Raw genomic sequence first — 26277 nt, forward strand, 5'->3', positions numbered from 1 at the left:
AAACTGAAAGAATGAAGAAACTTAAATATATTATACTAGTTTGTTTAGCCATCGCTATTTCTGCTTGTGAAGATAATCTGGATACTTTCCCAACAGACCAGGCAGGTGGTGCAGAGTTGTTTTCCGATGTCGATAAAGCGATGAGTACCATCAACGGACTTTATCGTGCAATGTATGTAACAGAGTGGGGTACCGGATGGGAGCATGAGCAGTTTGGACATATCTCCATTGTGCATTCGGGTAACCTGATGGCTGAAGATATGGTGCAGGCCGAAATGGGTAGTGGTTGGTTCTACTACGACTATATGTACCAGGTGAAATCGGATTTTACCAATACACAAGGGCGTCCGTATTCGAGCTGGAACTTCTACTATACTTTAATTACCAATGTTAATTCTATTCTGGCATCAAAGGATGAGTTGCAGGGAGCGCCAAGTAAAATTAACTCGTTAATGGGGCAGGCCTTTGCCTTAAGAGCCTTTTCATACTTTTACCTGGCCCGCTTCTATCAGCAGTCAATTGCTGTTGGAGGTGGCGATTTGCCGGGAGTGCCTATTTACACAGAGCCAACAACCATTGAAACTAAAGGCGTTGGCAGAGGTACATTAAACGATGTATATAAGCTTATCAATGCTGACATTGACAGTGCATTGGTGCGTTTGGATCCTGATAAAGCGCAGGAACGTGTGCATATCTCTAACTTAGACTACTATTCGGCTAATGGCTTAAAGGCACGCATTATGCTTGAGCAGGAAAGATGGCAGGAAGCATACGATGCAGCTACCGAAGCATTAAAAGGTGGCTCTTCCATGCTGGCAGCTGGCGATATTTCCGGCGGTTTTGCTTTTAATGATGCCAGTAAAAATTGTGTTTTATGGGGATTTGAGGTATTAGACGACCAGGTAGCTGGTGCCGGTAGAGCGATGCTGTTTGGCCATATGGATTCCCGATCGTCTGATTATTATGCTAGTCGCGCGCGCGTTTGCGTTAGTAACTGGCTCTATGAACAGGTGGATGAAACAGATGTTCGTAAAAACTGGTGGTACGGACCATTGGCAGAAGAAGATGAACAAGCCACAGGTACAGAGAAGAGCTATAACCAGTTTAAGTTTCAGTTTGCTAATGTAGCCACAGGTGCCGGTGACTATATTTTTATGCGTCACGAGGAAATGATGCTGATGCAGGCGGAAGCTAAATGTATGCTGGACCAGTATGCCGAAGCTCGAACCATTCTGGAAAAGTTGATGAAAGAACGCCAGGAAGACTATGATATCAGTGCCTTAACTGATTCCAAAGCGCTTACTATCAATAGCGATAATGGCCCTACTACGCCAGAGTCGGGTAGCATCACTTTAATGGATGAGATTATGCTGCAACGTCGCATAGAGCTTTGGGGTGAGATATCACGAATTTATGATATTAAGCGATTGGGCACTGGTTTTACACGCAATTTTGACGGTAGCAACCACAGTGAATTAATACCATATATTAATCCCTTAGATCCACTCTGTCCTGATTGGGTGATGTCTATTCCACAGGCCGAATTTGATGGTAACGATGCCTTGGATGCCACTGCAGATCAGAATCCATGGTAGGTTTAATCAGATTCAATGTTTCACACAATTTAAAAACAAAATATAAGCAGATGAAAAATATATTATTGATTTTAATGATTGCTGTCGTTGCATTACCGGCCTGTGACCAGGATAATGTGATGACCAAACTAGATACCGGAGGTGTTGATTATGTAGCTGTGGCACATACAGCCATAGATGCACCTTACATGCTGAATGCAGATAATAATTATAGTATCTCATTTCCAATACACCGGACTTATAAGAATGCAAGCGGCACAGTGGCTAACCTTGAGATGACTAGTAATGATGATACCGGACTGTTTGAGTTGGAAAGTACGACGTTGAGCTTTACTGATGGTGAGGCAGTGGCATATGCGGTTGTATCTGCCACCAATCCGTCGGCCATTGACCCGGCTAAAATATACTCATTTGAATTGAGTGTGACGGGCGACAACGCTTCGCCGCTGTACCATACGGCTGAATTTAATGGCCAGCTGGAGTTGAAGTTTGAGTCGGTGGGAACAGCTAGTTTTGTGAGTGCCTTTTTTGAAGAAGCGTGGACAGTGGAAATTTTCAAAGCAGAAGGATTGAGCATTTATAAAGCCGAAGCCATGTATGAGGATGGGTATGATATTCTGATTATTGAGGATGAGGGCGCAGGCACCGTTTCGGTACCGGAGCAGAAGGCCTGGTTTCAGACTGATGTTGAGCTGCCTGCTCGTATCGCGGGTAGTGGAACAGTTTCAACCAATGGCGATGGGAAAATGGTATTTGCCATGGAAATTGAGCATTATTTACCAGAGTATGATCATACCTGGGGAGTCTATGATGAGGTATTAACTATGCCATAATCGGCAACTGATACTATTGACAAAGGGTACCTGCTTGTGCAGGTACCTTTTTTTTGTGCGATTTTGTGATTGTATTACAGTGTTAGAGGTCCTTGATGCCTTCCTTTTTGGGGAATACCCAATTGAACAGGCTGTCTTCCCATGCTGAGAAACGGTGCCCGGCAGAAAAGGAAGGCTATCTCATGGTGGGAACGGTAAAGGGGTAATTGAGTTATTTTACCCAATGAGGCTATTGGATTATTTCACCTTCACTGCAATGCCCGAAACCATTAAGTAGACTTGGTTGGCACAATTGGCAATATATTGATTCATCCAACCCTGTAAATCGGTAAACTTACGTTGAATAGGGTTCTCAGGCATGCCGCCCAGGCCTATCTCATTAGTAACAAATATAAAGGTAGCATCCTGCTGAATCAGTTGGGCAAATTCACTTTTTGCTTCTTTCAACGACTGGTCAATATTACTGTCATTATCAAAAAAGAAGTTGGTTAACCAAAGGGTGACACAGTCTATCAACACCACCCGGCCGTTAAAATCGTGCTTCGATAAGGCTTTTTCTTCTTCAATGTTGGTCCATTCCGGGCCACGGTCGTTTTGATGGCGTATAATACGTTCCTGATGTTCGTCATCCCATATGCGTGACGTGGCCAGATAAACCGGGTTAGGGGATAGCTGTAATGCCAGCTGCTGCGCATAAGAGCTTTTGCCCGAGCGTTGGCCGCCTGTTATCAGAATGATTTTTGTCATTTTTAGCCTTTTATAAATTTGACTTGTTGATATTCATCTGAATGTATCTTGACACGAACGATTGCGCCGTAACTTAGTTCCAGATTAAAAACCCTTGAGGCTGGAACATGAAGGAAACGTGTTAGAAATGCTCGCATGATGCCAGAATGGGTGACGAGAGCCACTCTTTGGTATGACTTTGAAATCAAATAGCTATAAAAATCATCGACTCTGTGCATCAACTCACTAAAGCTCTCTCCATTGGGAGGCGGTTGTAATAGGTAGTTATCGCCCCATTCTTTTAGACGTTCTTTGTCAATTGTGTTCCATGCCATGCCTTCCCAGTCACCAAAATTGAGCTCTTTTAACCGCTCCTCCTGAGTTATTGTTTGTTGGTAAAATAGTTTTTGGGCAAGCATAGAACAACGCTGTAAAGGGCTGGTATATACGGAGCAGAATTTTTGAGAAGGAAGCTGCTCCATTATCGCTTTTGCTTCACAGTCAAAGTCATTGTTTACATCCAGATCCAGCTGCCCGTAACAGATGCCTTTTTCCACTTTGGGCGTTGTATGTCTAATTAGCCATATTTCCATTGCGAATTACTTTATAAAGGGAAATGTTATTTCACTGGCCTGATAGGTGAACAAGGCCAGTAAGGACAGGTATACCATCATTTCGGATACCTGCTGAATGGTTCCAAGGCAGTCTCCGGTGTATCCACCAATCCATTTTTTAAAGTACTGTTCAAGCAAAACCTTAACGATAAAAGCAGGTAATACCACCAGTATTGCCAACCAATCGACAAAAAGAATTAAAGATAAGGACGCAATGCCAACAGCAATCATCAAATCAGTACTTTGGAGTGATTTAGTAATTGGTTTTGACTTGCTCAACTCATCATCCCTTACGTAGTTTAATGAGTGCATCGTCCATACAGCCATAGCACGGCTGAGCATGTGGCCAGCTATTAAAACCTGCACCATTTTTGACGGTGGAATCTCATTGAGTGTTGTAAATTTCAAAAGTAACGCCAGTAAAATCCCAATAGCTCCATAGGCACCCACCCTGGAATCCTTCATGATATCAAGGATTTTTCCTTTTGTCCAGCCACCACCAAAGGCATCGCATACATCAGCTAGGCCATCTTCATGGAACGCACCGGTAAGCAGTATCGAGGTAATCATCGACAACATAACGGCTACTGCTTGTGGCAGAATCAATGCCGATAGGTAGAATACTAATCCGCTAATTCCGCCAACCACCAGGCCCACCAGCGGCAGGTAGCGGTTGCACTTGTTTAAATTCTCTTGTGAAAATGCAACCTTAAACGGCACAGGTATGCGGGTGAAAAAGCCAAAGGCAGTGAGCAGCAGGCTGAGTTGTTGTTTCATGTATTTTGGTTTATTAGGAAATGCCAGGAATAAAAATATGCTATTAGCCAATAGCCATCAGCTAATAGCTTGATTTATTTACTCTTTATTACTGACACCGGCATCGTCGAAGCTACTCATTTCGTTCATAAAGTTAACTGCCGACTGAATAATTGGATACACCACAGCGGAACCGGTTCCTTCTCCCAGGCGCAAATCTAAATGAAGAATGGGCTCGGCTTTCAGATGTTCTAACATGAGTTTGTGTCCTTGTTCGTTTGATTTGTGCGCAAACAGGCAGTAATCTATTACTTTGGGGTTGATTGCGTGTGCCGCAATAAGCGCTGATGTAGCGATAAATCCATCTGAAATTACCAGCATATTAAGTTCAGCCGCCTTAAGGATAGCTCCGCAAATGGTAGCAATTTCATAGCCCCCAAATGTTGCTAATATTTCAATTGGGTCGGTAATAGCCTCGTGCAGAGTAAGAGCTTTGTCGATGACATTGGCTTTGTGCGCGATGCCTTCGGGGCTAAGTCCAGTGCCCGCTCCAGTTGCTTCGGTGGCTGAGTAGCCCGCATATTTACACAGAAGCGCGGTAGCAGCCGTAGTATTGCCTATTCCCATTTCTCCAAACCCTACAATATTGGTGCCTTCTTCATGGAGTTGTTGCATAAGCCTGGCTCCATTTTGCATGGCTAGGCTGCACTCGTCAATTGTCATTGCTGGCTCAACCGCAAAATTACGGGTGCCTTTTCGGACTTTGAGGTCTAGTAATTGATTGTTGGTATCGAAGTCGTAATTTACACCGGTGTCTGCCACTAATAGCTGGATATTATTTTGTTTGCAGAACACATTGATGGCTGCACCGCCGTTCAAAAAATTCATCACCATCTGAAAGGTTACTTCCTGAGGGTAAGGGCTTACCTGTTCTTGTGTAATGCCATGGTCCGCCGCACAAACTAGAATGGTGGGTTTTGAAAGTTGGGGACTGGTTGTTTGTTGCACTCTACATACCTTAAAGGCTATTTTTTCGAGCATGCCCAAAGCACCAACTGGCTTTGTTTTAAGATTGATTTTGCGTTGAATTTCTTCATCCTTGGCAGATGAAACTGACTTGATTTGTAGCTCCTGCATTGTTGAAATTTATTAGTTTAACAAGCTTCAGGAGGATCGATGAAAACATAGTCCACACATAAATGGCCATCTATTTCACTTTACCCCGAAGTATTTCATGTTAAGGCAGGTCTTCTGGCTTACCTCAGTTTTGTCGCCTTCCCATCCAATTAACTTGGATAGTGGTTATCAACAGAACCTGCTTTTAAAAAGCAAGAGGCTTACAGCTACGGGGATAGCTCCGGAATTTATAATCTTATAGCACCGGATTCCCATTTTAAGCATGAGCACCTTAACAATTGCAAAAGTATAAAATTATCACTCAGGAATATTGGAAAGTCGAGTTAATATCTTTTGCTGGGGTGTTATGGAGTGAGTCAGGTTGATACTTTTTATGCATTATTAGACTCATAATAAGGTACACTAGTTATTCATTGGAATAACAAATTTATTCACCTTCTTTTAAACCGAAGGTAAGGCTGGCCTAATGGCTGATCTTGTTTTTATAAATAGTTTACTAGAGTGCTAGTAAAGACCTTGTGACTTATGGTGGGACCTTTTGTAAAAATGAAATTGGATGGTTAGGGGTAAGGTCGTTCTCAGCTGTCTTTAAACTATAACCAATTTTACTATCTATGATGAAATTATTAACTGTTTTGATGTTGGGGCTCATTTCTTTTTGTGCAAAAGCACAAACTAACACATCGTGGCAATTTGACGCTGAAGCAGGCATCTATTCGTCACCTGTAATTCTTTTGGAAACTCTTTATTTTGGAGATAATGCCAATTACTTATATGCGCTCAATAAGCAGACAGGGCAGCTCAATTGGAAAATTAAATTAGCTGGCAGTATTAAATCAAAACTCTGTGTATATAACAATTGGCTTATTGTATATGATGGTAGTGGCACAGTTTCGGCTATTCATAGCCAGACAGGACGCCGTATCTGGACGTTTTCGACAGAAGGAGAGAGCTGTGTTGACCAATGGGATTATTACAACTCATCGCCTGTGGTAGTCAATCATATGGTGTATGTTGGCAGTGGCGATAATCATGTTTATGCCATTGATGCTGTCAGCGGCCAATTAAAATGGAAATATAAAACAGGTGGTGTTGTGCACGCATCACCTGTTGTGCACGATAATAAAGTGCTGATTGGGAGTTTTGATGGTTATTTTTATGCTTTAGACGCCGTTAGCGGGAGTTTGGTTTGGCGGTTTAAGACTGTAGGTGACAGATATTTCCCCAACGGAGCTATTCAAAAAGCCGCTTGTATCTATCGCGATAAAGTAATTTTTGGTAGTCGGGATTTTAATATTTATGCGTTGGACATTGAAACAGGACGTGGCCATTGGAACTATAAAGAACGAGGGAGCTGGATCATTGCAACGCCCTTAGTCGTAAATGACCGATTGTATTTTGGTACCTCTGATACGCATCGTTTTTATTGTTTTCAGGCTAATAGTGGAGAGATTTTATGGGAAAAGGCTTTGAATATGCGCGTGTATTCAACAGCACTAGCAAAGAATGAGCGGATATATTTCGGTTGTTTCAATGGTAAAGTTTATGGTTTGTCAGCTGAGTCGGGGCAGAAGGTGTTTGAATTTCAAACAAAAGCCAGTTTGCAAAACTATGCATCTCTTTTTAAGTCGGAGACACAATTTGCAGATGGCGTTGAGCTGTATGGTGACGATGGAGAAGAGATTGAAAAGCAGTTATTGAACCTGGGTGCTTTTTTATCGACTCCTCTTATTGATAATGGAATGCTGTATATTGGTGATGCCAATGGTCATTTTTATGGCATTGAGTTAAAGGATTATTGAACTATTTTATAAACTGTACCAAGGCAAACCACTTTTGGTCGTCGTAAAAGATACGATTAATGGGCAGTTTACTTTGAGCCGATAAGTTTTCGATCATTTCAAGCGAATACTTAAAAGAATTCTCAGTGTGAATGCTTTCACCTTTGCTTAACTCAATGCACTCTTTTAAATATGGAGAGGTGATTATTATTTCGTCCTGGGCAATCAGATGCATCTCAACGCGACTTTTTGCAGCATTAAAGAAAGCCTTGTGTTCAAAATCGGCGGGTTGAATATTGGAGTTCAGCAAGGCATTGCAGGCACGTAAGATGTTTTTATTAAAAGCTTCTGTTATGCGTTGGCTATCGTTGTACGCAAGTTCGAGAATAGCAGAATCCTTAACCAGGTCGAGACCTAATATCAGTTGGTCGCCCGGATTCATTATCTGCTGCAGGTTTTTCAACAGCGCCTCGGCCTTGTGAAGTTCAAAATTGCCAACGGTGCTGCCAAAGAAGCAGATAATTCGTGGGCGTTCATTTGGCAGTGTATTTAGCCAGGTAAAATCAGTAGCGATGCCCTGAACTTTTATGTTTGGGAATGCATCATTTAAGGTATTTTTTGATTGGCGAATAGAGGAGTCGCTCACATCAATTGGGAAATAGTGAATGTGGCTATGCCTCTCTTGAGGAATGGTCTCCAGCACTAATGAAATTTTGGAGCTGTCGCCACTTCCAAGCTCAATTATGTTTACATGACTTAAGTGGGCAAATAGTTCTTTCCGGTACTTCTTAAGTATTGATTTTTCTGCTTTAGTAAGGTAATACTCGGGGAGTTGAGTTATCCAATTAAATAGTTGAGAACCATATCGATCGTAAAAAAATTTACTGGAAACATACTTTTGTTCGGCGGTTAATCCCTGTATTAATTCTTGCCTTAGTGTCTGCTTATACTCTTGTTTGCCTCCGTTAGTGTACTGGTTTTCAGAGGTGTTTAATAGTTTATTTTTATTATTAATAAGCTTATCCGGCATAGAATTGAACTGGTTTTGGAGTTCAAATACGGGTATTTATTGAGAATTGTCAATATCAAAGCAAAGAATCATTGGTAATTTTTTCATTTTACCAGCTGCTATCGTATATATATTCTTTTTTGGGTCTGTTAGCATCGATAACAGAAACGTGAATATGTTTCTTTGGAAATAATGACTTGAGTTGGTGATGCATTATTCTTGAGGGCATGGCATCCGTTGAGAAATTATTCAGATAATGATAAGTGGCTCTTAGTTGGATGGAGTCATTATTAACATCGAGTATAAAGTAATCTATCAGAGAACCTCTGTTAAACCGAATGTTGTCAATCACTTCGATGATCGGACCAATATCATATTCTGCTGTTTCCTTGCTTAAATGGAGGGTATTTCCCTGGGGACTTCGAACACATTTAGAGGAAACTTCTTCATAGTCTGAAAGCTTATTGATAAATTCATTATACTGAATCAGGAAGCCATCATCACTATGGTAATGAAATTTTTTGGATTCATCCCTGTATACCTTATCCACCATGTGTTTAGGTGGGTGAGGACGCAGAACTCTAACAGCCAATGAGTCGCCTAGCTCTAAATCATGGCCCATAACATAGTCGATCTTGTCAAAGTAGCTTACTCCCTTATGCTGGTAGTAATACTTTAGCGTATATATTTCATACTGACCGTCTTTGTAAGTGCTTTCGCCATAGACTTTGCCCGATTCCACTGAGTAAAACACCAATACATAGTAGTAAAGGTAAATGACTATAAGGTTGGTGATGAGCAGCAGTGAGATAACTAGGGCTCTGGTTATCCCAGATGACTGCTGCTTTTGTTTTTCATTTGATTGCAATAGCATAGGTAAGGTATGGAAAGATCTACTCCATGTTTTTAAACAGAGGGTGGTCGTTTAGTGGAAGGTCTATTGGTTCGCCATTGTTGTGGGCGATCAGCAACCCTTCTTCAAAAAGGTATTCATTATTTTTTAGTTGGGCCCCTTTTAACCCTTCGCTAAAGCCTTCGTTCATCATTTGGCCGGCTCTGAGAGGAAATTCAAGAAGCGCCGGGTAATTATCTTTATCCTCGGGAGTGTCGTGATATTTTTTACAACTTTCTTCCGACATTGAAAGGTATATACGACAGGCCATTGGGCGGGCTGGATAAGCACTGCAGGAGCCGTTTTTAAGCAGTGGACAGGGTAATTTGCTTTTTTCAAGTTCTTCTTGCGATAAGCGTCCCCTTTTCTGATAGTTATCGAAGGCTCTTTGCAGAATGGCTTTTTGCTCAGCGGCATCCATGTTTAGCTCTATAAATTTCCACAAGTAATGAAACTCATGAGCTACGCCAAATACAGGTTGATAGCAGCACCAGCTGCAACCTTTTTTACAATCAACAGTAATGTTTTGGCGTTTAGCTTCCACCATCAGCGCACTAACTAGTTCTTCAATAGCATCCTGTTCCTGGCGGGTTGCTTGCCATAGATAATTGGCCTCTGCTTTGGTTTTTAGGGCTATTTCAGCCAGGCGTTGTCCATCCTGATAAAAGGCCTTATCGGTTTCTGAAAGTTCTGTGCTCTTCATGTTGAATGTGTTATGAAGTTAAAGGTTGTTTATCAATGCAAAGTGCAGCCAGGATGTTTTTTTAACCCGGCTGCTACTTTTGCGAAGGTATTGTTTTTTCTATTGTGTAGGAGCTAAAGGGTAGGTGGCAAATATTTTCCGGATGATTTTTTTTACCGATTCCTCATTTAGTGTTTTATCTTGCTGCGCTGCACCAGAGGCACTTGCTTGCCATATTAACTCTTTTTTCTTTCTATCAATCACATCAATTATAATTGTTCCTTCGGTATGGGTGTTATAACTTACGCGGTCAACGCCGGTATTAATTCCCCAGCCATATTGGTAATAGGAACTTCCCCAGTAGAAATCATTGTTTCTTTGCAAAGAGGTTGTTTCTTTTGTTTCTGATTTAATCATGACTTTGACCAGCAGGTCGGGATCGTTGTTCTCGGTATAGCCTCTTTGTGACATTTCCGTTTGTATGGCTTCATGCATCCAATTCTTGGCGGTTTCTTTTATAGGAAATGATTTCATATGTTCCAGAACCATGAAGCTTGAATAGCTGTCAAACTTAGCAGCTGGGTCGTAATCAGAATATACTTCACTTGTTTTGCAGGCAGTTAAACTTGCAATCGTTAGGGCGAGCATTGACAGTTTGATTAATCTCATTCGTTTGTGTTTAAGGGTTTGTTATTTTGTTGTTAGAGGTGAATACCACTTCTAAGCGTTTGGTAAATGTACTATTTTTAACAAAAAAAGCAGCATTGGGAAAATGCTGCTTTTGCCTTGTGATGAGCTGTTTTAACGCAAGTTATAAAAAGCCTCAAATGCTTTGGTAACGTAGCTGTGATCTTTTGTGCCGCCAAGTTCTCTAACCGAGTGCATGCCCAGCATGGGGTTGCCTATGTCTACAGTTCTGATGTCTATTTTTCCCGTTGATACATTCCCCAATGTGGAACCACCAACCATGTCAGAGCGGTTCACAAATTTTTGAACCGGCACTTCGGCCTGTTTGCAAATTGATTCAAAAATGGCTCCGCTTTCACCATCAGTGGTGTATTTTTGGTTGGCATGTATTTTAATTACAGGGCCTCCGTTGATAACCGGGTGAAGCACAGGATCATGTTTTTCTGGATGGTTCGGGTGAACCGAGTGAGCCATATCGGCTGAAATCATGAATGAATGGTAGATCGCCCGTTGGTATTCCTCTTGCGATTTGCCAAGTTTTTCCATGATGCGCTCAATGATATTCCGTAAAACAGGTGAGCCTGCCCCTTGTTTGGTGACACTACCAACCTCTTCATTATCAAATACACAAAGTATATTGGTTGATGCTGTGTTATTTTGGGAGGTAATTGCTTTTAGTCCGGCATGTACCATTGCCAAATCGTCCAGTTTTGGCGATGAGATAAATTCTTGGTTTGGGCCTGCTAAACAGCCTTTTTCATATTCGTATATAAATAGGTCAAAATCCAGAATCTCTTCCAAATCAATCTTCAGTTCATCGGCAATCAGCTTAAGCAGGTAGTTGTCTGTTTCAAAGGTTTCGTTCACAATTCCCATTAGAGGCAACATGTCAATTTGCTTGTTAAGTTCCATTCCGTCATTGACCCCTCTATTCAAGTGAATGGCCATACTTGGAATCACCAGTAATGGTTTTTTGAAGTCGATGAGTTGCGATTTGGGGAAGAGTGTGTGCTGGCCTTTTGTTAGTACGCGCCCGGCCAGTGAAAGAGGACGGTCAAGCCACGACATCAGAATGGGGCCGCCATACACCTCTGTGTTGAGTTTTAAATATTTATCCTCAACCAGTATTTCTGGCTGTGGTTTAATTTTAAAGCCTGGAGAGTCGCTGTGTGCACTAATGAGCTTAAGGCCATTGTTTTCGGGTGCTTCGCTACCTATCTGGAATGCAAAAAGAGCCGAATCACTTTTCGTTGTGTAATATTTACCTCCCTCTTCGATGTTCCATGGTGCTTTAATATCCAGGTATTTAAAGCCATTGTTTTCCAGTTCCTCAGCTGTGTTGGCAATTACATGAAATGCTGTAGGGCTCTTGTGTATAAAATCAATCAGTTCCTGCGCTAGTTGTACCTCTTGTTTCATTATATTGATGTTTTGATTATTCAAAAAAAGGCAAGATAAATAATTTGAGCCACCAAGATAATGAGAAAGGTCACAAACTTCGATTGCTTTAGCATAAATTGGTAAGTGCAGGTGGCTATTATGTTGAGATAAAAGCTATTTAACTTTGAATTCGCTGTTTGGCGAGTTAACCTTGTGCAGTATGCTGATGGATGGTTTTTAATTGTGATTATAAGGGTATTATCCTGTAAGTTTCTTTATGTGTGCTTCTCTCATGCGCATGAAGGTTGTCACCACCGCTCGTTTGGACCAGAAATTGCCATTGGTGGCAATTTCTGGTCGCTTTGGTAGGAGCTTATTCGCCAACTCACTTACCTGCTTCTTTATTGGTTTTTCCGTATTTTGTGCGAGTGGTTTAACTGCTAAAATTATTGATGCGTGAATGTTTCTGGGATTGTTGGCCACTTAGCGACATATAAGCAATACTTTCAATCTACCTGTCTTATAATTCGTGTTAATAATATCTAAATCAAGCTTACCTGCTTTGTTAACTATAACTGACAGGTGCATTTTCAAAAATAAATATATCAAGGTGGAAGGGGAGTCGTTCGGATTAACCTTCATTAATAAGCTTGATATTGATTTGCTTTTAAGATGTTTAATATCAAGCGTATAAATAAATGCATGAGGATGTAATATATTGATTGTGAATGAAAAAAAAGGGAATTCATTGTTGTACACTCTGTTTTGTGTATTTTTAGAGTTCAATTTCGGTCAATGAAAAATGTACTTATAATATACGCACATCCAATTGAGCACAAATCCCGAATTAATCGACAGTTAATAGCGGCTGTTGAGCGGATGGATGGTGTGACTGTTAGTAATTTATACGAGAAGTATCCTGATTTTTTTATTGATATAAAGGCGGAGCAGGAACTCTTGCTAACACATGATGTAATTGTTTGGCACCATCCTTTTTATTGGTATAGTGCCCCGGCATTGCTCAAAGAATGGTTCGATTTGGTATTGGAGCATGGTTTTGCTTATGGCCGCGAAGGCAAAGCACTAAAAGGAAAGTGGGCCATGAACAGCATTACCACCGGTGGGCGCGAATCCACCTATCAGGCGGAAGGAATGAATCAATATCCCATAAAAAATTTTCTTTTGCCCTTTGAGCAGTCGGCCAAACTGTGTCAGATGAACTATTTATCGCCATTTGTTGTGTTTGGCTCCCATTTGTTAAGCGAAATAAATATTGAGCAAGAGGTGAAGAAGTATTGGGCGTTGATTAAAAACCTGCGTGACAATCGTTTTGATGTTAACTTTTTACAATCAGAACAACATGAAAATGGCTTGTGCTGGAATCAGAATAATTTAATTACTTAAGCTTACTGCATGCATCTGGATGAAATTTTTTTTAGGATAATGATCTACCTGTTGGCGGCTGTTATATCAGTGCCAATAGCCAAAAAAATGGGCCTGGGCTCAGTCTTAGGTTATTTAATTGCTGGTATTGTTATTGGACCGTTTGCGCTAGCACTAGTTGGTAGCGATGGTGAGGATGTAATGCACATTGCCGAGTTTGGGGTGGTGATCATGCTCTTTATTGTTGGCTTAGAGTTGCATCCAGGAATGCTATGGCGCATGAAGCGCCTGATTTTTGGTTTAGGAGGGATGCAAATAGGTTTTACGGCATTTATCTTTGCGGTGATAACAGCCCTGTTTTGGTTGAATACCGCTCAGGCGATCACAACCGGATTAATACTCGCCTTATCTTCAACAGCGATTGTGTTGCAAACCTTATCGGAGAAGGGCATGCTGCAAACCCGTGGAGGCCGGCATAGTTTTTCAGTGTTGCTCATGCAGGATATTTCTGTGGTGCCCATCTTTGCCATTATCGCGCTGCTGGCCAATCAGGTTGTTACAGACGGGGCAGAACTAGATAGCAATGGCGGACTAACCGATAACGGATGGTATCAGCTGATGATTATTATAGGTGCTGTTGCTGTTATTATTATCGGGGGCCGGTATTTAGCACACTATGTGTTTAAGTTAATTGCCGAGACCGGTTTGCGCGAGCTTTTTACAGCAACGGCTCTGCTGCTGGTAATTGGTGTGGCTGTTTTTATGGATGCAGTGGGCTTATCACCTGCACTGGGGACCTTTTTGGCCGGTGTTGTTTTAGCCAATAGTGAATACCGTTACGAACTTGAGAATAACCTGGAGCCTTTTAAGGGTTTGTTATTAGGGGTATTTTTTATTTCCGTTGGGGCCAGTATAAATTTTGACTTGCTTATCAGTCATTGGATGCTGATTGTGTTAATCTTAACTGTGCTGGTGGGAGTTAAGCTGGGGGTGTTATTTGTATTAGGAAAAATTTTTAAGCTGAACTCATCGCATAACATGCTGTTTACCTTTAGCCTGGCGCAGGCTGGTGAATTTGGATTTGTATTAATAACTTTTGCTGCCCAAGTTGGCCTTTACGACGGCTTTACCTCTGGTGTGCTGTTAATTGTTGTAGCCTTGTCAATGCTGATCACGCCGGTTCTTTTTATCATTAATGAGCATTTGATACAACCACGTTTAATTAAATCTGTTAATCAGGAAGAAGATACTGTAGAGGATAATGGTCATCCAGTCATCATTGCCGGTTTTGGTCGTTTTGGACAGGTGTTTGGGCGTTTTTTAAATGCCAATGGAATCAAACTGAAGATTATAGACAATAACCCTCACAATGTGCAGTACCTTAAAAAGTTTGGGTATAAGGTGTACTTTGGAGATATGACACGCAAGGATATGCTTGATGCCGCCGGGGCAGCCAATGCCAAAGTGCTTGCGATTACCATGAGTGAGCGAGATCAGATTGACAAACTGGTTCACTTGGCACAAAAGCACTATCCCCATCTTAAGCTAATTGTTAGAGCGGTAGATGTGGCTCATGAGTTAGCGCTCCAAAATATTGGGGTTGAGGGGCATCGCCAGGCTATTTTCGATTCAGCCATTCAGTTGGGGACTGATGCCTTATCGGCTTTGGGCCACAGTCAGCACCAGAGTTACCGTTCTGGCCTAACCTTCAGGCACCTGGATAAGCGTTTTATGAAGAACCTGCAGCAACGCTATTCAAAAGACGACCCTCATTTTTTAATGGAGACAAAAAAGTTTGCCGAACACCTGGAGAATATTTTGCTGATGCAGCAAAAACATCCTTATCAGGAAATGGATTGTGCCTGGGATACGCATTCGTTAATTGAAGAGGCGATTGAGGTGGACGAGTCACAAAACAGCACTCCCAATGATTAAAAAATGGTACGCTTATTGCTTATGTAAGCAGCATAGAGTAAAGGCGTATGAAAATAAGGGAGAAAATATATTTGATTAAAGCCATTGCAGTAGATCTAGCACTTACTTTGGCCATTTCTTTTATTGTTGCTTTGTTATTGTATATATCTATGATAAATGAAATATTACTTTAAAGTATTCATAATATTTAAATGATAAAAAGGGGCTCAAGCCCCTTTTTTATTTTTTGCTACCTATCCAGGTAAGTTTATGCCATATTGCTTCCAATGGTCCGTGCTTAAAACGCTTGCTCCACCAATGGCAGAACGCTCCAGTCAGCAACGTTAGGCCGATAGCTATTAAGAAACTATACGTGGCCCCCGTGTATTTATACAAGGCTAAACCGTAACCATAATAGAGGCTGGAACCTAATATTGACTGCATAACGTAGTTGCTTAAGCTCATTCTGCCCAAGGGGACAAAAAGCATAAGAACCTTTTGGAAGTAGCGCTTTTGAAAGAGAAGGGTAATTCCTGATACCCAAACCAGCATCAGGGCAATGTCCGACCATGGTGAGAAAATTGTTGTTACCGAACGTTCAATCGCAGCACTTTCAATCCAACCAGGAAGAGCCATTCGCATCGGATAGAGTACAATAAAGGCTGAGCCTGCCATAATTAATACCTTTTTCCAAAACCGGTTTGACGATGCGGAGGCGACGAATAATTGCTTTCGTCCGCTTACTAACCCCAAAAGGAACATGGCATATATAATGAAAAAGCGGCCGTTTTCCCAGTTCCAGAGTAAAACAGCCTTTTTCCCGTTGGTAATATTGCCTATCCAGGTATTAAGGGCTGAGCTTTCAGGTATGTAATCATTCATTTTGCCAAAATAGGCCCATGATGCAGGATTGCTGAGTTCCATTGCCGGGTTTTGAATGGCCCTGATGATTCCCAGCCATTCCAGAGGTTGCAATAGCATAATTATAGCAATGGTAATGAGTAGTTTTGTGCTTAACTTTGAAACAGGGATGAGCAATAAACCAATGACCGCATAGATGGTTAAGATGTCTCCCTGAAAGAAGAGGGAATTGATGATGCCAAAGCCAAAAAGTAAAATGAGTCGCCAGGCAAAGCGTCCTCTGAAGTCAAACCCTTTTTCTGCTTGATTATTAGATTGGATGAAAAATGTTAAGCCAAACAATAGCGCAAATATTGAATAGGATTTGCTGGCGAACAGAATAAATAAGGTTTCCCATATTGTTTTGTCAAGTGCTTTCATCCATTCTGGCAGGTTGGGTGGAAGAAAGTAAAAATCAAAATGTTCGAGGTTGTGAAGCAGCATAATAGCGACAATGGCAAATCCCCGCAGAGCATCTACTACATGTAAACGTTGATTAGTAGGTTTCATAAAGTTTGTGTAAGGTATAAAATAGATTGCAAACCTAATAAAACGTAATTAATTCACAAGAATAAATAAAATAATAGGAGTTTTGTGTTAAACAAGATTGGTACGTATACGTTATTACTAGTTTTTTTCTATTTTTATCAATGGAAAACAATAACAAGGTTCATTGCTTATATAATAAGTTTAGAACCGCTAAAAAACATTTGGACGAATGAAAAATTTATTAAAGTTGGCTTTAATAAGCCTGTCAGTTGCCTTATTTTCTTGCTCTGATGACAATGGGCAAGCTCGATTATCAATCCGCTTAACAGATGCTCCAGGCGATTATCAGGAGGTTTTGATTGATGTACAGGCAGTGCAAATCAACGTATCCGCAGAAGATGAAAGTGGATGGCAAACTCTCCAAAGTACTAAAAAGGGTGTGTATAATTTGTTGGATTTCACCAATGGTATGGATACCCTATTAGTGGATGAATTTTTGCCAGCCGGTAAAATTTCTCAGATGCGTTTAGTATTGGGAGATAATAATAAGGTAATGATCGATGGAGAATATCACGATCTGGAAACGCCTTCAGCACAGCAATCAGGTCTTAAATTTAACATCCATGCAGACCTGACTGATGGTATTACCTATAAATTATGGATTGATTTTGATGCGGGACGCTCGATTGTTAAAAAAGGCAACGGTGGTTATTCTTTAAAACCTGTTATCAGAACCTATACAGAAGCAACAAGTGGTGCTATTAAGGGACTCGTAACTCCTATTGAATCTGCTTCTCATGTTATGGCAATCTCTGCCGAGAATGATACGTTAGGCACTATGGCTGATAAAGAAACCGGCTTTTTTATGATTAAAGGAGTCGAGCCTGGTACTTATAGCGTAACATTTGAGCCTGTTGAGGGATATGTTGGTAAAACTATTGAAGGTGTTAATGTGGAAATGGGAGTGGTAACCGACCTTGAAGTGGTTACTTTGGAAGCAGTAATAGTAGAGTAAGTTTTTGGAAAGACTTTAGCTTTAAGTATATAAAAAGGACCGTCAGCTTTTTGACGGTCCTTTTTTCTGAAAAACTATTTTGAGTTGCTATACTCTAATTAAAATGCAGCGATAATGCCGTGAAAATCTTCTGCTTTTAATGATGCACCACCAATTAGACCGCCGTCAACATCAGGGTTGGCGAATAGTTCTTTTGCGTTTGATGGCTTACAGCTTCCACCGTAAAGAATGCTGGTCTCATCAGCTACTTCAGCACCATACTTGTTGGCTAAAGTTTGACGAATGAAAGCATGAATTTCCTGTGCTTGTTCAGGAGACGCTGTTTTGCCAGTACCAATTGCCCATACAGGTTCGTAGGCCAATACAACTTTTCCAAAATCTTCGGCAGAAAGGTGGAATAAAGCTTCTTCAATTTGCTGCTTCACAACTTCAAAGTGCTTACCAGCTTCACGCTCTTCCAAAACTTCTCCGATACAGAAGATAGGAGTAAGGCCATTGGCAAGTGTTAAATCAGTTTTTTCTTTCAACATAGCGTTAGTTTCGCCGTAGTAAGCACGTCTTTCTGAGTGACCTAGAATAACATACTGTGCACCAGTTGATTTAATCATAGAAGCAGATACTTCTCCAGTATAGGCTCCACTCACTTTATCAGCACAGTTTTGAGCTGCTACTCCAATCAGGTTGGCGTCAACATTTTTCACTACTTCGGTAAGGTGAATAAATGGAGCACCTAATACAACTTGACAATTAGGCTTATTAGCCTTTAAAATTTCATTCACTTCTTTGGCTAATGCTACACCTTCTTCCAAGGTGTTATTCATTTTCCAGTTCCCTGCAACAATGTTTTGTCTCATTGATAAAAATTTTAGTTTATTTGAATTTGTATATGATAATGATTAATCCGGAAATAGCGCAAAAGCATAGCCATAACCATGTTTTATCATGCGTTTTCTGCATAGCTTTTAATGAGTGGGATAGTGGGTTTACGAGGACTTTGGAATCGGGTAGTTGCGTGTGGTTATACTTGGCAAGTATCGTTCCGTTTTGAATAATAACCAGGCCAGGATTACCTCTGACGATGGTTTTCAATGTTGTTTCATCGCATAAAGCGTATTCAAAGCCTGCCTGATGAGCGAGATCAAACTGAAAGCAATCGTTCGATAAGGAGGCTGTAGCTGCGTAAAACCGCGCATTGTTTTTATACGCCATTTCCTTTATCTCAATAAAGTGCTTAAGGTTTTGTGTGGCGATACGCTCTAATTTTGGGGCGATCATTAAAAACACAGGTTGCTCACTGCTGATAATCTTTTCGGTGATGTTTTCGCCTTCAGTAGATTCAAAATGAAGAGCGGCAATAGGTGGTTGATAGCCCTCCCGAATTACTTTTGTTTTGCTATCAATAAACACCCAGGTACTGTCATTGTAGGGGTAATTGTTGACATCAAACTCTTTTTGAACACCATCTTTCTCAAGAATAAATGTGGTTTCGTATTCGCCTTCATCTGCTCCTTCAGGAATGCGCATGCTTTCAGGAATGTTTACGCCTACTTTATAGGGTCTGAAATCGAGCACCGGCAGATAATAGTGGCTGTAAATTGATATACCAACAGTAAAAGCGAGTGCGATTATTGTTAGCAGATGCTGACGCCATTGGGGCAGACTGCATTTGTAATCATTTCGTCGATAGTACACGACAAGGCTGAATGGCAGTATAATCAGGTTCTTGATTAAGGTTTCCCAGTTGCTCAGCTTAATTGCATCGCCAAAACATCCGCAGTCAGACACAGGTTCAAATATTGCAATGAAGAAGGTGATGACTGTAAAAGCTATCATAAACGCTAATGCTGGCAAAGCAACTCTTTTAATTTTGAAGCCCAGCAGTAAGTGGAAACCCATCAGAAATTCGACGGACGACAGGGCAATGGCTAAAAACAGAGCCAGTGAGTTGCTATTGTGCAAACCAACGATTTCGAGGTATTCGCTAATCTTTATCAGACTTCCGTGAGGGTCAACCGCTTTTACAAAGCCTGAAAAGATAAAGATGGCACCAGTGAGTAGTCGGCTTATGAGTTTGAGCATTTTATTGAGGTTTATGAGTTCTTGTCTTCTGGAAATTCTAGTTTAATCAGGGCAAAAATTGCGTAGTTAATCATGTCCATATAGTTGGCATCAATGCCTTCTGAAATCAATGTCTGACCTTGATTGTTCTCTATTTGTTTGGTCCGGTGCAGTTTCATCAGAATCAGATCGGTAAAAGAGCTCACACGCATTTTTCGCCAGGCCTCGTCATAATCATGGTTTTTATTCTCCATCAGCGCCTTTGCTTCATAAATATTATTCAGGTAGAGCTGCAGAGCTTCCTCATGATCCATTTCCGGCTGATCTGCTGGTTGAAGGCGGAGCTGAACCAAGGCCATGGCACAATAGTTAACGATGCCAATGAACTCTTCCCGAATGCCTTCATCTACTTTTGAAGCGCCTTTGGTTTCAATACTTCTGATGCGTTGTGCTTTGATGAATATTTGGTCGGTCATGCTTGATGGCCTTAAGATGCGCCAGGCTGTGCCGTAGTCTTTCATCTTTTTCTCAAAGATGTCTTTACAAATATTAATGACGTGGTCGAATTGACTATCTGTTTTTGTCACTGTTAATTGTTTTTGAATGGAGGCGTAAAATTATCAAAAAATGATAAATATTCAGGTATAAATAAATAGATTCTGATCAATCAAGGCATAGTAACTATGTGAAGCAGCAAGTTGAAATGAGCTGAGTAGAATAGAAAATGGCTTTTGGCCGAAATCGACCCACGGGCTGCTGTGATGGAAATGTCCTTGCCAGAAGGAAATTCCAGTCAAAAGCCGAAACGAATATAGCGGATAATTATTGAATATTTATGTAATTATGCGCTTTCGTTGCATTATTTTTTCAGTAGGCGAATGATAATGCCAATAACAGCACCAATGCCACCACAAATTGCAATGTTGCTTCTTATTTTGTCAACGCCACTGAGCTTTTGTCCAAAGGCCAAAAGTTCGTTAGAAGCCGGTTTAATCAGGGTTGATACACTAATATATTCTCCTGCTATTTTGCCAAAAAAAAGGTAGCCAATCATCAGCCCTAAAACGGCGAATACCACCACGTAAATAATTGAATTTTTCATTGATTTAATTTTATTTCGATGTTATTATTTTTGAATAACCTGAGCTCTGCAAAGACTCAGATTTTATGTTTTTGTTCTACTCACTTTTTAAGCTGTTTTGCATGGGGGGCGAAAAGTTAACAGACGTGATGACTGGTATGATGTGACGTTTTCTTCTTAGACGTACCTCAAATGTTCTCTCCCTACTTGTAAAGTTACTATTCGTATTGTGTGCTTGTTGGTTAGAATGCATCCGGTTTGTATTCATATAACTCATTACAGGCTGTTGCAGCTATGAGTGGTCAAAAATAGAAAACTTGCGATGCATATGATAGGATGGACACTGTTTTTAGCAAAGTTTCTGCACAACATACGTGTATTACCATTCGTCATGCTATTTTTTTGTTTTGATAATCTATTGCCGGGATAAGGAAGGTTGTGTATAGCTCATGATTCACTTTTCATTTGAGGCTAGGTTCTAAAAATGAGAAAGAACCATGCCCGACAGGGGCTTGACGATGGGACATTCACTGTCAATGCCGCATCGTAGCGGTGGATGTGGTCTCCTTTTTGTCCCTAAAAAATGTTGTATATTCATCGTTCACTTTTAAAGAAAATTTAAAATTTGAAGGATTCTGATTATTTGCGTGCTATCCTGTTGCTTTGCCTGGTGATTATTGCGTCAATAGCTACGAATGCACAGGAACGTGTTTTGACCACCCGATTAAACGGCTACTTAAAAGAAGTTTGTTGGGCTCATGCCCTTGATACGACCCTACGGCAAGGCGAAAGTATTACGTATTACAAAGGCAGAGTGATTGAGCGGGGGAGGTACAGGGATAATCTTCGGGTTGGAAGGTGGAAGTTTTATAATCTTCGAAATATTATTGATTATGAGTATGATTTTGATAGCGATGAACTGATTATGGTGAGCGGACAGGACCGGCATGATTTAAAGCGGAACAGTCCTTGTTTATTTATTGGGAGCCCACTAATTCCGTATCTTTTTCTGGTTAATAACCTGAGCTACCCTCAAAGTGCAGTTAATAAGGCAATTGAAGGGAGGGTGGTTTTAGCTCTTAAAATTAACGAATTGGGTGAAGTGTTTGGGTTTTACATTGCTCAAAAGCTGCATCCCGCCATTGACAAGGCGGTGATGGAAGTAGCCACGACTATGCCCGCTGATTGGCGGTTTTTTGCTGCCACCAAAATGGGGCAGTCTGTGCAAGGCGAATATCATATTGCTATTGAGTTTCATCTGGACTAAGTCGGCCTTTTAGTGGTTTTGTCTGGCGGCTGCCGTTCTGCACATTTTGAAATATATCGTTTTAAATGAGGAATGTCTGTAAACTTACTGCCTTTTTCTCTTGCTATTGGACTGTATAGTACAATTGATTGAGTAGGGTTATACAGGATGATGGATGCGGTTTGCAGTTGTGGAATCGCCATTAGTATGGTCATCTCCTCGCGGCTTAGTTCTGCATCCAACAAAATGGCTGAAATATGATGAGCTATTGGCACATTTATTAACGCTGTAAATTGATACAGTGGTAATATTTTTACATCCGCAATCGTAAAGGGAATTGTCTGAGGTTTTTTTGAGTAGAAGAGTATGGTGTTTTGATGTTTGTAATACGGATTACCGGAATTGATGCCGGGTAGAATAAAATGGAAGTCAGAGCCAACCTTTTCAACGGATGATACCCATAAGAAACCTCCAAGCACATTAGCAAGGTGCTTGGCGATGCTAAGGCCTAGGCCGGCCCCACCAAAGTCTCTTGAATTATCATCGTTTGCCTGCCTGAATTTGTGGAAAATATTGGGAATTTTTTCTTTGGGTATGCCAATGCCTGTATCCGACACAATAAACTCAATGGAGCTATCCGGGCGGTATTGGTAAGATAATGTAACTGAGCCTTTATAGGTAAATTTGAGTGCATTATCAATCAAATACCTCAAAGTTTGGATCACTCTTTTTATATCGGTTCTTACCACTGGTGTTTCAAAGCCAATGGGCTCTTCTACCATAAACTTAATAGCAGGTTTATTCGACACTAATGGTGTAATTTCTTCACTTAGTTCATTAACAATTTCATGGGCATAGGAGTCTGTTAATTCCAGTTTTACGAGCCCCGACTCTATTTTAGAGAACTCAATGATGTCATTGAGGAGCCTTAATAACTCGTTAGAGCTGGTTTTAACAATGCTATGGTACTCTTTTCTTTCCTCAGGGGAGAGCTGCTCATCACACATTAACTCAGTAAATCCCATGATGCTGTTCAGTGGTGTTCGCACTTCGTGCGACATGTTTGCTAAGAACGATGATTTGAGCCGATCAGATTCTTCAGCTTGTAGTTTAGCACGCAGAATCTCCGCCGCCATTTGTTGGCGCTCAGAAATATCAATTAGAATAAAAAGGTTAACCTTTTTATCGGGCTTCATTATAGAAATATGATACACTTCTACCGGAACGAGGGGTGTTTTGCGGGATAGTAAATGGAAAGTTTTGTGAATGCCTGTTTCGTTGCCTGAATTAATAAGCTGAATCAGTGCTTCATGTTCATCATCCGGAAATAGTGCCAGTATTGACTGTTGATAAAGGTCTTTAGAGTCCAGCAGCGCAATTGCGAACTGGTTAAAATCAGCGATCTTATAACTGTCATCAATAAGGATGATTGGAAAGTCGGCATTGGTAATGGTTTCCTTAATGATATCCGTTTCATTTTTGGGCCTTGGTGAGTTTGTTACCTGTTCAATGACTACCGTATACAATTGGAAGCTGATATCGCTGATGCCAATTGGGGTGGTTGAAATTTTATACCGTTTGCGGTGGTTGCTTTTCGCAATAAACTGTTCCTCATGTTGCGTATGAGTGGGTTGGTAGTTGATATGAAGCTGTTTATCCCAATAAGGAGTGGTGCTTATGCTAATTGATCCAACAAGCGTATTGTATCGGGTGTTGCTATAAATAACTTTTTGGTTTTCGTTGGAAATACAGGCAGGGTACGGTATCAGATCGACCACCTGCTGCAGGTTATGGGAAATATTTTTGGCCTCCTGTGCAATGCTGATAGGTGTTTGTTTCGCCGGCCGCCTTGTGCGGTTATTTCTGAAATTGATGTATAGGTAAATAATAAGTGAGAGGCCTAAAAGAGCTATGATTTGATAGAATAAGTTTTGTACATCACCAACTTCCAAATCATCACTTGCTACAGCTCCTGCTTGGTGGGAAGCAGCAATTGATGCTATGAAAATATTATAATATACGAATAGTAGCTCTGGCATTAACAGTATGTTTATATCGGTTATTTTAATTAAATATAATACAAAACTATTTTTTATTCTACTACCAACCGCACAAGAGCCACAAAAATATTCTTAAATAGCTGATGCAATAATTATACATACATTTCGAATATTCTTACATTCTAAAAACGTTAACTTTATTAACTTTGCAAATCGATAAAGTAACCAGGTAATTAAATATACGAAAATGATAATTGAAAGTCAGATAAAAGCTTCGGTGGTCAAAGCCGTAAATGATTTATATGGAGCCAGTATTACAGAAGAAGCTGTTCAACTGCAGTTAACCCGTAAAGACATGAAAGGTGATTATACTGTAGTTGTCTTTCCGTTATTAAAAGTGTCTAAAAAGAACCCTGTAGAAACAGGCAACGACTTAGGAAATTATATTCTGAAGGAATGTGGTGATGTGGCTGAATTTGAGGTGGTGAAAGGGTTTTTGAACTTGCAATTATCATCCGATTATTGGTTAGGGTTGCTAAATTCCTGTGTGCACAATGTGGACCATGGAAAAACTAAAGCGGCAGAAAACGCCCCATTGGTGATGATTGAATATTCTTCTCCCAATACCAATAAGCCTTTACACCTCGGACACATTAGAAACAACCTTTTAGGCTATTCTTTGTCGCGTATTGTGGAAGCAAACGGTAATCAGGTTGTGAAAACCAACATCGTTAACGATCGGGGGATACATATTTGTAAGTCCATGTTGGCCTGGAAGAAGTGGGGTGAAGGACAAACACCCGAGTCAACTGGTAAAAAGGGCGATCACCTGGTAGGGGATTTTTACGTGAAATTCGATCAGGAATACAAAAAGGAACAGGCTGAGCTTATTGCAGCCGGCCAATCAAAAGAGGAGGCCGAAGCCAACTCGCCTTTAATGAAGGAGGCGCGTGAAATGCTTTTAAAATGGGAGGCGCACGATCCTGAAGTGTACGCTCTTTGGCAGCAGATGAACCAGTGGGTGTATGCAGGCTTTGATGTGACTTACAAACAAATGGGTGTTGGTTTTGATAAAATATATTATGAATCAGATACTTACAAGGTAGGGCGCGACATGGTGCTTGAAGGCCTCGATAAGAAAGTATTTTACCGCAGAGATGACAACAGTGTGTGGGCCGATTTAGAGAAGGATGGTCTGGATGAAAAGCTTTTGCTGCGCGCCGATGGAACCAGTGTTTACATGACTCAGGATATTGGTACAGCCAAGCTGAGGTATGATGACTACTCTATCGATAAGATGGTTTATGTGGTTGGTAATGAGCAGAATTATCATTTTAAGGTATTGGCCATCTTACTCGATCGTTTGGGACTGGAATGGGGGAAAGACCTGGTACATTTTAGTTATGGAATGGTGGAGCTGCCCGAAGGTAAAATGAAATCGCGTGAAGGAACAGTTGTTGATGCGGACGATCTGATGGCCGATATGATTAGTACGGCTCGCGATATGTCCAAAGAACTTGGTAAACTGGAAGGCTATACCGAGGAAGAGGCTGAGCGCGTGTATGAAACCATCGCTTTAGGCGCTTTAAAGTACTTCATTTTGAAAGTGGACCCGCGTAAAAACATGACCTTTGATCCGAAAGAATCAATTGATTTTAACGGCAATACAGGGCCATTTATTCAGTATACTTATGCACGTATTCAGTCGATTTATCGAAAGGCTCAGGCAAATAATATTACCATTCCTCAGGAGGCAGATACTACAACGGCCATGAGCGCCAAAGAAGTGCAGTTAATGAGAATGATCGCTAACTTCCCTTCTGTTGTGGCTGAGGCAGGCAAGGTCTATAGTCCTGCTTTAATTGCCAATTTTGTTTATGATTTAGCCAAAGAGTTCAATCAATTCTATCACGAATCGCCAATTGCTGTAGAGGAGGATGAAGCCAAACGAGCAATGCGCTTGTTGCTTTGTAAGGCTGTTGGCACAACTATTAAGAATGCCATGTGGATGATGGGGATTGACGTACCAGAGCGGATGTAGTGGTTCTCACTTAAAAAAAAATTCGGGCCTGCGTTATGCAGGCTCTTTTGTTTTCACA

The 26277-nt window shown here is 40.9% G+C and carries 23 protein-coding genes and 1 riboswitch; of the genes, 8 read left to right on the plus strand and 15 right to left on the minus strand.

Features of this window, described 5'->3' with window-relative positions; genetic code table 11:
* The first annotated feature begins 11 nt into the window (after positions 1-11).
* Positions 12-1595, plus strand: a complete 1584-nt coding sequence (locus ACSX1H_RS07680) for a RagB/SusD family nutrient uptake outer membrane protein (protein WP_439183260.1) — start codon at positions 12-14, stop codon at positions 1593-1595.
* A gap of 50 nt (positions 1596-1645) precedes the next feature.
* On the plus strand, positions 1646-2428 hold the full coding sequence (locus ACSX1H_RS07685; protein ID WP_439183261.1) for a hypothetical protein: 783 nt from the start codon (positions 1646-1648) through the stop codon (positions 2426-2428).
* Positions 2429-2665: 237 nt separating this feature from the next.
* On the opposite strand, the gene cobU is transcribed toward ACSX1H_RS07685, so the two are convergent.
* The 4 genes from cobU to cobT all read right to left on the minus strand — a co-directional run bounded on the left by cobU (position 2666) and on the right by cobT (position 5661).
* On the minus strand, positions 2666-3175 hold the full coding sequence (gene cobU / locus ACSX1H_RS07690) for a bifunctional adenosylcobinamide kinase/adenosylcobinamide-phosphate guanylyltransferase (protein ID WP_439183262.1): 510 nt from the start codon (positions 3173-3175) through the stop codon (positions 2666-2668).
* Positions 3176-3177: 2 nt separating this feature from the next.
* Positions 3178-3747, minus strand: a complete 570-nt coding sequence (gene cobC / locus ACSX1H_RS07695; RefSeq protein WP_439183263.1) for an alpha-ribazole phosphatase — start codon at positions 3745-3747, stop codon at positions 3178-3180.
* Between the two features lie 6 nt (positions 3748-3753).
* A complete protein-coding gene (locus ACSX1H_RS07700) occupies positions 3754-4545 on the minus strand; it encodes an adenosylcobinamide-GDP ribazoletransferase (RefSeq protein ID WP_439183264.1) in 792 nt (263 codons plus the stop codon).
* A gap of 78 nt (positions 4546-4623) precedes the next feature.
* Positions 4624-5661 (minus strand): nicotinate-nucleotide--dimethylbenzimidazole phosphoribosyltransferase, encoded by a 1038-nt coding sequence (gene cobT / locus ACSX1H_RS07705; RefSeq protein WP_439183265.1) that lies wholly within the window; start codon positions 5659-5661, stop codon positions 4624-4626.
* An 87-nt stretch (positions 5662-5748) separates the two neighbouring features.
* Positions 5749-5950: riboswitch (cobalamin riboswitch) on the minus strand.
* 325 nt (positions 5951-6275) lie between these two features.
* Between cobT and ACSX1H_RS07710 the strand changes: the two genes are divergently transcribed.
* Complete coding sequence (locus tag ACSX1H_RS07710; RefSeq protein ID WP_439183266.1) at positions 6276-7463, plus strand: beta-alanine-activating enzyme beta-propeller domain-containing protein; 1188 nt, start codon at positions 6276-6278, stop codon at positions 7461-7463.
* A 1-nt stretch (position 7464) separates the two neighbouring features.
* Here ACSX1H_RS07710 and egtD read toward each other — a convergent pair whose 3' ends face one another.
* From egtD to ACSX1H_RS07735, 5 genes are all read right to left on the minus strand, one after another.
* Entirely contained in the window at positions 7465-8472 is a 1008-nt protein-coding gene (gene egtD / locus ACSX1H_RS07715; protein WP_439183267.1) for an L-histidine N(alpha)-methyltransferase, read from the minus strand.
* An 88-nt stretch (positions 8473-8560) separates the two neighbouring features.
* Complete coding sequence (locus tag ACSX1H_RS07720) at positions 8561-9325, minus strand: hypothetical protein (RefSeq protein ID WP_439183268.1); 765 nt, start codon at positions 9323-9325, stop codon at positions 8561-8563.
* A 19-nt stretch (positions 9326-9344) separates the two neighbouring features.
* Positions 9345-10046, minus strand: a complete 702-nt coding sequence (locus ACSX1H_RS07725) for a YkgJ family cysteine cluster protein (RefSeq protein WP_439183269.1) — start codon at positions 10044-10046, stop codon at positions 9345-9347.
* Positions 10047-10145: 99 nt separating this feature from the next.
* Positions 10146-10694: a DUF4136 domain-containing protein gene (locus tag ACSX1H_RS07730; RefSeq protein WP_439183270.1), complete on the minus strand. Its 549-nt coding sequence runs from the start codon at positions 10692-10694 to the stop codon at positions 10146-10148.
* A gap of 132 nt (positions 10695-10826) precedes the next feature.
* On the minus strand, positions 10827-12131 hold the full coding sequence (locus ACSX1H_RS07735) for a M18 family aminopeptidase (RefSeq protein WP_439183271.1): 1305 nt from the start codon (positions 12129-12131) through the stop codon (positions 10827-10829).
* Between the two features lie 756 nt (positions 12132-12887).
* Between ACSX1H_RS07735 and kefF the strand changes: the two genes are divergently transcribed.
* Positions 12888-13496 carry a glutathione-regulated potassium-efflux system oxidoreductase KefF gene (gene kefF, locus ACSX1H_RS07740; protein WP_439183272.1) on the plus strand — a complete coding sequence of 203 codons (609 nt, stop codon included), beginning with the start codon at positions 12888-12890 and terminating at the stop codon, positions 13494-13496.
* A 9-nt stretch (positions 13497-13505) separates the two neighbouring features.
* Positions 13506-15410, plus strand: coding sequence for a monovalent cation:proton antiporter-2 (CPA2) family protein (locus ACSX1H_RS07745; protein WP_439183273.1), 1905 nt, complete (start codon positions 13506-13508; stop codon positions 15408-15410).
* 219 nt (positions 15411-15629) lie between these two features.
* Here the strand turns inward: ACSX1H_RS07745 and ACSX1H_RS07750 are convergent, their stop codons facing one another.
* On the minus strand, positions 15630-16799 hold the full coding sequence (locus tag ACSX1H_RS07750) for a DUF418 domain-containing protein (RefSeq protein WP_439183274.1): 1170 nt from the start codon (positions 16797-16799) through the stop codon (positions 15630-15632).
* A gap of 208 nt (positions 16800-17007) precedes the next feature.
* Here ACSX1H_RS07750 and ACSX1H_RS07755 point away from each other — a divergent pair, with 208 nt between their 5' ends.
* The gene (locus ACSX1H_RS07755) at positions 17008-17793 is read left to right on the plus strand and encodes a DUF4382 domain-containing protein (protein ID WP_439183275.1); all 786 of its coding nucleotides are present in this window, start codon (positions 17008-17010) and stop codon (positions 17791-17793) included.
* A 98-nt stretch (positions 17794-17891) separates the two neighbouring features.
* On the opposite strand, the gene tpiA is transcribed toward ACSX1H_RS07755, so the two are convergent.
* The 4 genes from tpiA to ACSX1H_RS07775 all read right to left on the minus strand — a co-directional run bounded on the left by tpiA (position 17892) and on the right by ACSX1H_RS07775 (position 20953).
* The gene (tpiA, locus tag ACSX1H_RS07760) at positions 17892-18647 is read right to left on the minus strand and encodes a triose-phosphate isomerase (protein WP_439183276.1); all 756 of its coding nucleotides are present in this window, start codon (positions 18645-18647) and stop codon (positions 17892-17894) included.
* Between the two features lie 16 nt (positions 18648-18663).
* Entirely contained in the window at positions 18664-19872 is a 1209-nt protein-coding gene (locus tag ACSX1H_RS07765; RefSeq protein WP_439183277.1) for a BT_3928 family protein, read from the minus strand.
* An 11-nt stretch (positions 19873-19883) separates the two neighbouring features.
* Positions 19884-20438, minus strand: a complete 555-nt coding sequence (locus ACSX1H_RS07770) for a DUF1599 domain-containing protein (protein ID WP_439183278.1) — start codon at positions 20436-20438, stop codon at positions 19884-19886.
* 272 nt (positions 20439-20710) lie between these two features.
* The gene (locus tag ACSX1H_RS07775) at positions 20711-20953 is read right to left on the minus strand and encodes a hypothetical protein (protein ID WP_439183279.1); all 243 of its coding nucleotides are present in this window, start codon (positions 20951-20953) and stop codon (positions 20711-20713) included.
* Positions 20954-21557: 604 nt separating this feature from the next.
* On the opposite strand from ACSX1H_RS07775, the gene ACSX1H_RS07780 reads away from it, so the two are divergent.
* Positions 21558-22199, plus strand: coding sequence for a TonB family protein (locus ACSX1H_RS07780; protein WP_439183280.1), 642 nt, complete (start codon positions 21558-21560; stop codon positions 22197-22199).
* On the opposite strand, the gene ACSX1H_RS07785 is transcribed toward ACSX1H_RS07780, so the two are convergent.
* Positions 22196-24217, minus strand: a complete 2022-nt coding sequence (locus ACSX1H_RS07785; RefSeq protein WP_439183281.1) for a PAS domain-containing sensor histidine kinase — start codon at positions 24215-24217, stop codon at positions 22196-22198. The two genes, ACSX1H_RS07780 and ACSX1H_RS07785, sit on opposite strands and share 4 nt — an antisense overlap.
* A 208-nt stretch (positions 24218-24425) precedes the next feature.
* Between ACSX1H_RS07785 and argS the strand changes: the two genes are divergently transcribed.
* Positions 24426-26219: an arginine--tRNA ligase gene (argS, locus tag ACSX1H_RS07790; protein WP_439183282.1), complete on the plus strand. Its 1794-nt coding sequence runs from the start codon at positions 24426-24428 to the stop codon at positions 26217-26219.
* Positions 26220-26277: the final 58 nt, after the last annotated feature.

It is taken from the genome of Carboxylicivirga taeanensis (assembly GCF_051851475.1).
Taxonomy (GTDB): Bacteria; Bacteroidota; Bacteroidia; order Bacteroidales; family Marinilabiliaceae; genus Carboxylicivirga; species Carboxylicivirga taeanensis.

What these genes read in the sequence shown, in the direction of transcription:
- ACSX1H_RS07680 (WP_439183260.1), top strand. Translation starts at nt 12, where the DNA reads ATGAAGAAACTTAAATATATTATACTAGTTTGTTTAGCCATCGCTATT.
- ACSX1H_RS07685 (WP_439183261.1), top strand. Translation starts at nt 1,646, where the DNA reads ATGAAAAATATATTATTGATTTTAATGATTGCTGTCGTTGCATTACCG.
- cobU (WP_439183262.1), bottom strand. Translation starts at nt 3,175, where the DNA reads ATGACAAAAATCATTCTGATAACAGGCGGCCAACGCTCGGGCAAAAGC.
- cobC (WP_439183263.1), bottom strand. Translation starts at nt 3,747, where the DNA reads ATGGAAATATGGCTAATTAGACATACAACGCCCAAAGTGGAAAAAGGC.
- ACSX1H_RS07700 (WP_439183264.1), bottom strand. Translation starts at nt 4,545, where the DNA reads ATGAAACAACAACTCAGCCTGCTGCTCACTGCCTTTGGCTTTTTCACC.
- cobT (WP_439183265.1), bottom strand. Translation starts at nt 5,661, where the DNA reads ATGCAGGAGCTACAAATCAAGTCAGTTTCATCTGCCAAGGATGAAGAA.
- ACSX1H_RS07710 (WP_439183266.1), top strand. Translation starts at nt 6,276, where the DNA reads ATGATGAAATTATTAACTGTTTTGATGTTGGGGCTCATTTCTTTTTGT.
- egtD (WP_439183267.1), bottom strand. Translation starts at nt 8,472, where the DNA reads ATGCCGGATAAGCTTATTAATAATAAAAATAAACTATTAAACACCTCT.
- ACSX1H_RS07720 (WP_439183268.1), bottom strand. Translation starts at nt 9,325, where the DNA reads ATGCTATTGCAATCAAATGAAAAACAAAAGCAGCAGTCATCTGGGATA.
- ACSX1H_RS07725 (WP_439183269.1), bottom strand. Translation starts at nt 10,046, where the DNA reads ATGAAGAGCACAGAACTTTCAGAAACCGATAAGGCCTTTTATCAGGAT.
- ACSX1H_RS07730 (WP_439183270.1), bottom strand. Translation starts at nt 10,694, where the DNA reads ATGAGATTAATCAAACTGTCAATGCTCGCCCTAACGATTGCAAGTTTA.
- ACSX1H_RS07735 (WP_439183271.1), bottom strand. Translation starts at nt 12,131, where the DNA reads ATGAAACAAGAGGTACAACTAGCGCAGGAACTGATTGATTTTATACAC.
- kefF (WP_439183272.1), top strand. Translation starts at nt 12,888, where the DNA reads ATGAAAAATGTACTTATAATATACGCACATCCAATTGAGCACAAATCC.
- ACSX1H_RS07745 (WP_439183273.1), top strand. Translation starts at nt 13,506, where the DNA reads ATGCATCTGGATGAAATTTTTTTTAGGATAATGATCTACCTGTTGGCG.
- ACSX1H_RS07750 (WP_439183274.1), bottom strand. Translation starts at nt 16,799, where the DNA reads ATGAAACCTACTAATCAACGTTTACATGTAGTAGATGCTCTGCGGGGA.
- ACSX1H_RS07755 (WP_439183275.1), top strand. Translation starts at nt 17,008, where the DNA reads ATGAAAAATTTATTAAAGTTGGCTTTAATAAGCCTGTCAGTTGCCTTA.
- tpiA (WP_439183276.1), bottom strand. Translation starts at nt 18,647, where the DNA reads ATGAGACAAAACATTGTTGCAGGGAACTGGAAAATGAATAACACCTTG.
- ACSX1H_RS07765 (WP_439183277.1), bottom strand. Translation starts at nt 19,872, where the DNA reads ATGCTCAAACTCATAAGCCGACTACTCACTGGTGCCATCTTTATCTTT.
- ACSX1H_RS07775 (WP_439183279.1), bottom strand. Translation starts at nt 20,953, where the DNA reads ATGAAAAATTCAATTATTTACGTGGTGGTATTCGCCGTTTTAGGGCTG.
- ACSX1H_RS07785 (WP_439183281.1), bottom strand. Translation starts at nt 24,217, where the DNA reads ATGCCAGAGCTACTATTCGTATATTATAATATTTTCATAGCATCAATT.
- argS (WP_439183282.1), top strand. Translation starts at nt 24,426, where the DNA reads ATGATAATTGAAAGTCAGATAAAAGCTTCGGTGGTCAAAGCCGTAAAT.